Source organism: Rubneribacter sp. (assembly GCF_965361815.1).
This window is the reverse complement of the sequence record NZ_CBDTNW010000149.1, coordinates 1-6776: the sequence shown is the minus strand read 5'-3', so window position 1 is coordinate 6776 and position 6776 is coordinate 1. Positions and strand designations below refer to the sequence as shown.

The 6776-nt window shown below is 61.0% G+C and carries 8 protein-coding genes; 7 read left to right on the top strand and 1 reads right to left on the bottom strand.

The genetic code is table 11. The annotated features are described in order from the left end of the window. Positions 1 to 252 precede the first annotated feature (252 nt). The 5 genes from ACWKY3_RS11010 (at position 253) to ACWKY3_RS10990 (ending at position 3881) form a co-directional block, all read left to right on the top strand. Positions 253 to 531 carry a type II toxin-antitoxin system RelB/DinJ family antitoxin gene (locus tag ACWKY3_RS11010; RefSeq protein WP_449316454.1) on the top strand — a complete coding sequence of 93 codons (279 nt, stop codon included), beginning with the start codon at positions 253 to 255 and terminating at the stop codon, positions 529 to 531. Then, a complete protein-coding gene (locus ACWKY3_RS11005; RefSeq protein ID WP_449316453.1) occupies positions 524 to 937 on the top strand; it encodes a type II toxin-antitoxin system VapC family toxin in 414 nt (137 codons plus the stop codon). The genes ACWKY3_RS11010 and ACWKY3_RS11005 overlap by 8 nt, the downstream gene beginning before the upstream one ends. A gap of 139 nt (positions 938 to 1076) precedes the next feature. Beyond that, positions 1077 to 2060, top strand: coding sequence for a glutamine-hydrolyzing GMP synthase (gene guaA, locus ACWKY3_RS11000; RefSeq protein WP_449316452.1), 984 nt, complete (start codon positions 1077 to 1079; stop codon positions 2058 to 2060). A 370-nt stretch (positions 2061 to 2430) separates the two neighbouring features. Continuing rightward, positions 2431 to 3033, top strand: coding sequence for a type IV toxin-antitoxin system AbiEi family antitoxin domain-containing protein (locus ACWKY3_RS10995; protein WP_449316451.1), 603 nt, complete (start codon positions 2431 to 2433; stop codon positions 3031 to 3033). After that, positions 3030 to 3881 carry a nucleotidyl transferase AbiEii/AbiGii toxin family protein gene (locus ACWKY3_RS10990; protein ID WP_449316450.1) on the top strand — a complete coding sequence of 284 codons (852 nt, stop codon included), beginning with the start codon at positions 3030 to 3032 and terminating at the stop codon, positions 3879 to 3881. The genes ACWKY3_RS10995 and ACWKY3_RS10990 overlap by 4 nt, the downstream gene beginning before the upstream one ends. Before the next feature lie 169 nt (positions 3882 to 4050). On the opposite strand, the gene ACWKY3_RS10985 is transcribed toward ACWKY3_RS10990, so the two are convergent. After that, complete coding sequence (locus ACWKY3_RS10985) at positions 4051 to 4410, bottom strand: 3-hydroxyisobutyrate dehydrogenase (RefSeq protein WP_449316449.1); 360 nt, start codon at positions 4408 to 4410, stop codon at positions 4051 to 4053. 34 nt (positions 4411 to 4444) lie between these two features. Here ACWKY3_RS10985 and ACWKY3_RS10980 point away from each other — a divergent pair, with 34 nt between their 5' ends. Both ACWKY3_RS10980 and ACWKY3_RS10975 read left to right on the top strand, forming a co-directional pair. Beyond that, positions 4445 to 4963, top strand: a complete 519-nt coding sequence (locus ACWKY3_RS10980) for a TetR-like C-terminal domain-containing protein (protein ID WP_449316448.1) — start codon at positions 4445 to 4447, stop codon at positions 4961 to 4963. A gap of 167 nt (positions 4964 to 5130) precedes the next feature. After that, positions 5131 to 6684: an FAD-dependent oxidoreductase gene (locus ACWKY3_RS10975; RefSeq protein ID WP_449316447.1), complete on the top strand. Its 1554-nt coding sequence runs from the start codon at positions 5131 to 5133 to the stop codon at positions 6682 to 6684. The last annotated feature ends 92 nt before the right edge of the window (positions 6685 to 6776 follow it).

Here is a 6776-nt window from a genome sequence, read left to right as displayed (position 1 = left end):
CCCCTTCCCCGCCTTCCGCGCCGCACCGACGCGCCGCGCCGAAATTCCTTCGAGGTCAGTATCCCACAAAACCGCCTCCCTGTATATGACACGGTGTCATATACAGGGAGGCGGTTGGCGCTTTGAGACAAACCATAAGACCACCTTTAGCGCATTCCGCTCGCGCCGAAAGCGCTTGAGAGCCTGTCTGCCCTGCCGTATGCTGTAACCTGTTAACAGTAAATGGTACTAGCATACGGAAGGGGTCCGCCTGTGGCAACATCGCTTATAGCCGGACGCGTTGACGAAGAAACGAAAGAGCGAGCTGATTTTTTCATCCAACGTGCCGGTTTGAAGCAGTCGGACGTCATCCGCATCGTGTGGGGCAACATCGCCCGAACCGGAGAAGTGCCACGCCCTTCGAATGCCGAAACGCCGCATGACACGCTTGTTTCCCGCTTCAAAGAGCTCAGAGCGAAGACGCCGAGGTCCGCGCACTTGGAAGATCTTTCTCCCGAAAAGTTGAAAGAAGAGTTGAGCGACCGTGGTTAGGGTTTTTCTCGACACGAACTTCCTGCTTGATCTTGCTCTAGAGCATCGTCCGGGAGGGAAGGCGGCAGCGGAGACACTTCGACGTGCCGAGGAAGGGGAACTAGCCGGCATCGTGAGTCCATCTTCCTTAAAGGACTTCTATTGTATAGCTCGCAAAGACATGCCCGATGACTTGAGGCGCGGATGGATAGCGTTTTTCATGGACGGTTTCGCCGTAGCCGACACGAATCGAAGCGTATGTCAAAACGCGCTGGTGAGCGACGAACCCGACTTCGAGGATGGGATAGCACGGGCAATTGCCGAAATCGAAAGCTGCGATTTCATCCTCAGCCGAGATGAAAAGGCCTTTGCGGGTTCTTCGGTGCCGAAGATGACTCCGGAAGCGTACCTAACCTCCTTCGCGTAAGCGCGTCCTCCCGAAAAGCCGAAAGGCGCGCAGTTGCCGCGATATTGAGAGCATGTCCCTCGGCCTGGCGCTGGTATAATCGCAGGCAGCAAGAAAGCTGGCCGCGCGGCCAGCCGTTCACGGAAAGCGAGGAGGCCCCATGGATCCCAACAAGCGTCCCGACGACATGCAGCGCATCACCACGCCCGAGTTGGCGAACGCGTTCATAGACGAGCAGGTGGAATCCCTGCGCGCCCAGGTGGGCGACGGCAAGGTGCTCTTGGCGCTCTCCGGCGGCGTGGACTCCTCCGTGGTGGCGGCGCTTCTCATCAAAGCCATCGGCAAGCAGCTCGTGTGCGTGCATGTGAACCACGGCCTCATGCGCAAGGGCGAAAGCGAGCAGGTGGTGGACGTGTTCCAGGGCCAGATGGACGCCAACCTCGTGTACGTGGACGCCGCCGACCGCTTCCTCGACTTGCTGGCGGGCGTGGCCGAGCCCGAGGCCAAGCGCAAGATCATCGGCGCCGAGTTCATCCGCGTGTTCGAGGAGGAGGCGCGCAAGGTGGCGGGCGAGGTGGGCTTCCTCGCGCAGGGCACCATCTACCCCGACATCTTGGAGTCCGATGGCGTGAAGGCGCATCACAATGTGGGCGGCTTGCCTGACGACTTGCAGTTTGAACTGGTGGAGCCGGTGAAACTGCTGTTCAAAGACGAGGTGCGCGTGGTCGGCCGGGCGCTGGGGCTGCCCGAGAACATGGTGGAGCGCCAACCCTTCCCCGGTCCTGGTCTGGGCGTGCGCTGCCTGGGCGCCATCACGCGCGACCGTCTGAAGGCGCTGCGCGAGGCCGACGCCATCCTGCGCGAGGAGTTCGCCGCCGCCGGCCTGGAGGGCCGCGTGTGGCAGTACTTCGTGAGCGTGCCCGACTTCCGCGCCACCGGCGTGCGCGACGGCGTGCGCGCCTACGAGTGGCCGGCCATCATCCGCGCGGTGAACACCGTGGACGCCATGACCGCCGAAGTGCCGGAGCTTGACTGGGCGCTGCTCAAGCGCATCACCGCGCGCATCCTAGACGAGGTCCCCGGCATCTGCCGCGTGGTCTACGACCTGACGCCCAAGCCTATCGGAACGATCGAGTGGGAGTGATTCGCTGGGCAAACCGCCTCGCAACGCCTTGTCCTAAAAATCAACGTTTCCGAAGATTAAAAAAGGGGTTCATTCGAATCAGATGAACCCCTTTTCACAAACAGAAAGCTGAGGGCGGGTTATTTGCGGCAACTTTTGCGGCACCATGCTCCTTTCTGAAATAGCAAGCTACGATGCCCCGTCCTTCCCAAAACTTTTCTGGAAGCGTGGGCTCATAGTATTGAAATTCACATTTATATACACAGAAATCAAGTTTAGCTCAGGTTCACATTCTCGCAACCAAACTCTGATTCGCGTAACGTAAATGCCCTGTTACAGATTATTAGACACATTTTGCTACAATATGTGTCTAATAATCTTAGGAGCAAGAATGAAAACTGACAGACTTGTGAAATATATCGACAGGCTGGGCGGCGTAGCCGCCGCAGCGCAGCTTAGCGAGGCGGGCTTCACGCCAGGCCTTGTCGAACACGCCTACAAGCGCGGCGTCATCGACAAGCTCACGCGTGGCGTGTACTGCAGCGCGAACGTGTTCGATGACGAATTCACGGCGGTGTGCGCTCGATGGAAAAAGTGCATCTTGTCCCACGGAAGCGCTCTCTATCTGCTGGGGCTTTCCGACAGAGCGCCGTTCTCGCTCGACGTCACCGTTCCGCACGGGTACAACCCGAAAAGCTTGAAGGACGAAAACCCGGGCATCCGCATCCACCACGTTTCCCCCAAACTGCACGGCCTTGGCCTCATCGAGGTGAAAACTCCCATGGGCAACCGGACCCGATGCTATGACGCCGAACGCTCCATAGCCGACCTCATAAAGGAGAGGTCCAAGGGAGAGGCCGACGCGCAGCTCGTCCGCGACGCCATAGGCGGCTATTTCAAAATGGAGAAGCGCGATCTGGCGCGCCTCTCAAAGATGTGCGAAGCAGTGGGCGTGAGAAACGAGTTGCAGACCTATCTGGAGGTACTGACATGACAACCGAAATCAGGAACGATTCGAGCCTGCGGGGCAAGGTCAGGGCAATCTCGAAAAAGCACGGTCTCAGAGCGCAAGAGGTTCTGAACATGTATCTTTTCGAGCATCTACTCCTGCGTCTTTCGCGGAGCAACTACGCCGACAAGTTCATCCTCAAAGGCGGTATGCTCATCGCGGCGATCACGGGAATGGCGCGCAGAACGACGATGGACATGGACGCGACGGTTACCGGCATTGACATGGACGAGGAGAGCGTGCGCGAGGCGGTCCGAGATATATGCGCTGTCCGGATCGACGACGGCATGGAGTACGAGCTCAAGCGCATCGCTCCTATCCACGACGAAGGCGAATACGCCAACTGGCGCGCGCACATCAGGGTGCGCTACGGCAGGATTGACGCGCCCCTCAAACTCGACATCACCACGGGCGACGCCATCACGCCGAGACAGGTAGAGTTCAACTACCCGCTCATGCTCGACGGAGGCACTGTCGGGGTGCTATCCTACCCGCTCGTAACCATCCTCGCCGAAAAGCTCGAGACCGTGGTAAGGAGGGGATCCGGCAACACCCGAGGAAGGGACTTCTACGACATATTTACGTTCATGAGAACCAAACGAGACTCCATTGATGTTGATCTGCTGAAACAGGCGCTGGACGCCACAGCGTCAAAACGAGGATCAACCAACCTGATGGCCGACTACGCCGCCCGAATCGAGGAGGTGCGAGCCTCCGATGCCATGGCGAGAGTCTGGGAAAGATACGTCAAGGACACGCCGTACGCACGCGGCATTGAGTTCAATGAGGTGGTCGACGCCGCCTTGGAATTGGGGAATATGGCAATGAAGTGACTTTCGAAACAATGCCCGATTCCGCAACCATTCCCAGCCCTCCCGAATCAAGGGCTGATTCAGATCGTCCGCCTGCGCCTCGAAACGCCTTTTGCGGCTCCACTCTTCCAGGGAAGAACGGAGCCGCAAACGCTGCAAACGACGAGGCGGCAATCAACATCGATGTGCGCTAAATCCGCCCGAACTTCGCGAGCAGCTCCACTGCGGCGGTGCAGGCGTCGCAGTCGCAGTACCTCTCGCCACGCTCTTTGCGCTCAAGCTGCGTGGCCAGGATCTGGTCGGCCGCCTCCTTGCCGAACATCTCCACGGCGGGACCTTGAGCGAAGGCGATAACCCCGTCAACGGTGTTCGGGCGGCCCTCAAGGAAGTCCACGAGTTTGGCGGTAGCCGTCTCAACAGCCTCGTCGTCCGCGTCTGCGACGGCGCTCTTCCACGCGAGCGCGGCCTCCTTCGTCTCCTGCTTGCTGGCCCCCGAAACGGCGAGCACCTCAACGCGCTCGGCAACGTACTCGAACAGCTCCTTCTCCATTGCTCCTCCTGTGCGCTCGATTTCCAACGGGCACATGGTACCATCAACCGCCGTCGGCTTCCATTTTCGCATGGATCGCAATCGCCCGCCTCCCTGCCCGCCGGAGCCACCACCCCTGTTCTACAACCACTTCAGGGACAAGTACGAGGCCATGGCCTACGTCCTGAGGCGCGGCGTGGATGCCCAGGCCGCGCTCATCGGCGGCTTCGCAGGGCACGATCGACGAGAGCTGGCCGCTTTGCTGTGCCGCTACGTCAAGGGGCATCGCGCGCTCATCGTCAACATGATCTCCTACAACCAGCAGAACTCCATCCACGAGTTCATGGTTGAATACGGCTCGCTCTCGCTCGAGAACGAGATCAAAGAGAAGACCGGCCTCAAGACCATCCCGGACGACGTGAGGCACTCCATCGACATCTGGACGAGAGGCGCGCTCGGCTACGGGCTGGAATGGATCAAAGGTGGTTGCAAAGAAGACCCCGAGGATGTGGCGCGAACGATCTGCGACAGCATTCCATCGCTGCTCCTCCCCTATCTCGAGTCCGACCGATAATCCGCAACCTTGCCGCCGCAGACGGCTTTTGACAGTTTCGCGTATGTGTCAATCCCGTTTGCGCAACGGCCCTTCCGTCTATTCCATCGGCCTTTTCGGCTTCTTATCATGGACTCATGCCGGCAGTCCGTATAAGACAACTACCCGAGGAGGATGGGATGAGGAACATGGCGAGAACCGACGGACCTGACGGCACGGTGTCAAGGCGCGGCCTGATCAAAGGCGCGGCGGCCATGGGAGCGCTTGGGCTGATGGGGTCCGGCTTGCTCTCTGGATGCAGCCCGCAGGCGCAAAGCGACAAGGCCGCGCAAACCGGAAGCGGCATTCCCGACAGCTGGGACGAGGAGACCGACGTCGTCGTGGTTGGCGCGGGCGGCGCCGGCTCCATGGCCGCCTTGGAAGTTGACAAGGCGGGTTCGAGCGTGATCCTGCTGGAGGCCAACTCGGTGGCCGGCGGAGCGACGTCCATCTGCGGCCAAGCCATCTGCGCCGCAGGGACGAAGCTCCAGGCGACGCTCGGAGTTGACGACGACGCAGACGCGTTCTACGCCTACCTGTGCGAAGCCGGAGACGGGATAGTCGACTTCTGGCGGCTCTACGCCGACAACGCGGCCGAAATCGTTGACTGGCTCGCCTCCATAGGCGTGTCGTTCCCCGAGCAGCTGGAGGTGACGCCCGGCTTGAGCCTGGGCGGCCAGGAGTTCCTCGCGCCGAACCAGCCCGTGGTGCCGCGCGTGCATTGGAGCGACACGGAAGCAGGCGGCATCTGGACCCACCTTTGGAAGCAGGTGGAGGCGTCGGGCGTCGATGTGCGCATGAAGACGCAGGCCACGAAGCTCATTTTCGACCCCGATACGCGCGAGGTGTTCGGCGTGGTGGCAGGCGGCAAGACCATCAAGGCCCGCAAAGGCGTCGTGCTCGCCGGCGGCGGCATCGGCGCGAACCGCGAACTCATGAGGATGTACATCCAGGAGAACAAGGTGCTCTCGCAGGGCACGCAGTTCGCCGACGGCATGACGCTGAACATGGCCATTGACGCCGGCGCCGCAAGCTACGGTTGGGAGATGGCCTACGCGCCCGGCTACCTCATGGGCGACTACGAGGAGGGTCGCGGGCAAACCGCCCATGCCTTCGTGCAGATGATGCACAACTCCGCGCCTCACCCGGACGTCCCCTACGTCCTCGTCGACATCTACGGCAAACGGCGCATAAACGAGACGGGCATCATCGGCGTGGGAGAGCAGCTCGGATTGGCTCCCGAAGGCAAGATGTTCCACATCACTGACGAGGTGGGCGGGGGCGATCTGGGCTGGGGCATGCCCGGCGAGGTGGCCTACGAACAGGCGGACACCCTCGAAGAGCTGGCCGAGAAGCTGGGGATCGACCCCGAAGGCCTCGTGGCCACGGTCAACGCCTGGAACGAAGGGGCGGCCAGGGGCGAGGATCCCGAGTTCGGGCGCACGAACGTGTTCGCATTCGAAGGCGGTCCCTACGTCGGCCTGGGCATGTACCAGACCGTGACGGACACGATGGGCGGCGCGCATGTGGACACCGGCATGCATGTGCTCAAAGCGCTCGATTCCCAGCCCATCCCGCGACTCTACCGAGGCGGTCCCGTCGGGTTCCGCGGTTACCCGCTGTGCGGCGCGGCCGTTGGCATGGCGCTTTTGAGCGGCAAGATAGCCGGCCAAAACGTCGTGAACGAGGAGCCCTGGAGTTAGACCACTCGTTTCCCCTCCCTTGCACGGGCCCGGGGGGGTGCTTTTTTTGTGCCGGGGGCGACCCCCTAGAAAAAACCCCCCCTCCCCCCTCC

Excerpts from the sequence above, each read along its gene's own strand:
- ACWKY3_RS10995 (WP_449316451.1), top strand. The coding sequence starts at position 2,431 with ATGAAAACTGACAGACTTGTGAAATATATCGACAGGCTGGGCGGCGTA.
- ACWKY3_RS10975 (WP_449316447.1), top strand. The coding sequence starts at position 5,131 with ATGGCGAGAACCGACGGACCTGACGGCACGGTGTCAAGGCGCGGCCTG.
- guaA (WP_449316452.1), top strand. The coding sequence starts at position 1,077 with ATGGATCCCAACAAGCGTCCCGACGACATGCAGCGCATCACCACGCCC.
- ACWKY3_RS10980 (WP_449316448.1), top strand. The coding sequence starts at position 4,445 with ATGGTACCATCAACCGCCGTCGGCTTCCATTTTCGCATGGATCGCAAT.
- ACWKY3_RS10990 (WP_449316450.1), top strand. The coding sequence starts at position 3,030 with ATGACAACCGAAATCAGGAACGATTCGAGCCTGCGGGGCAAGGTCAGG.
- ACWKY3_RS10985 (WP_449316449.1), bottom strand. The coding sequence starts at position 4,410 with ATGGAGAAGGAGCTGTTCGAGTACGTTGCCGAGCGCGTTGAGGTGCTC.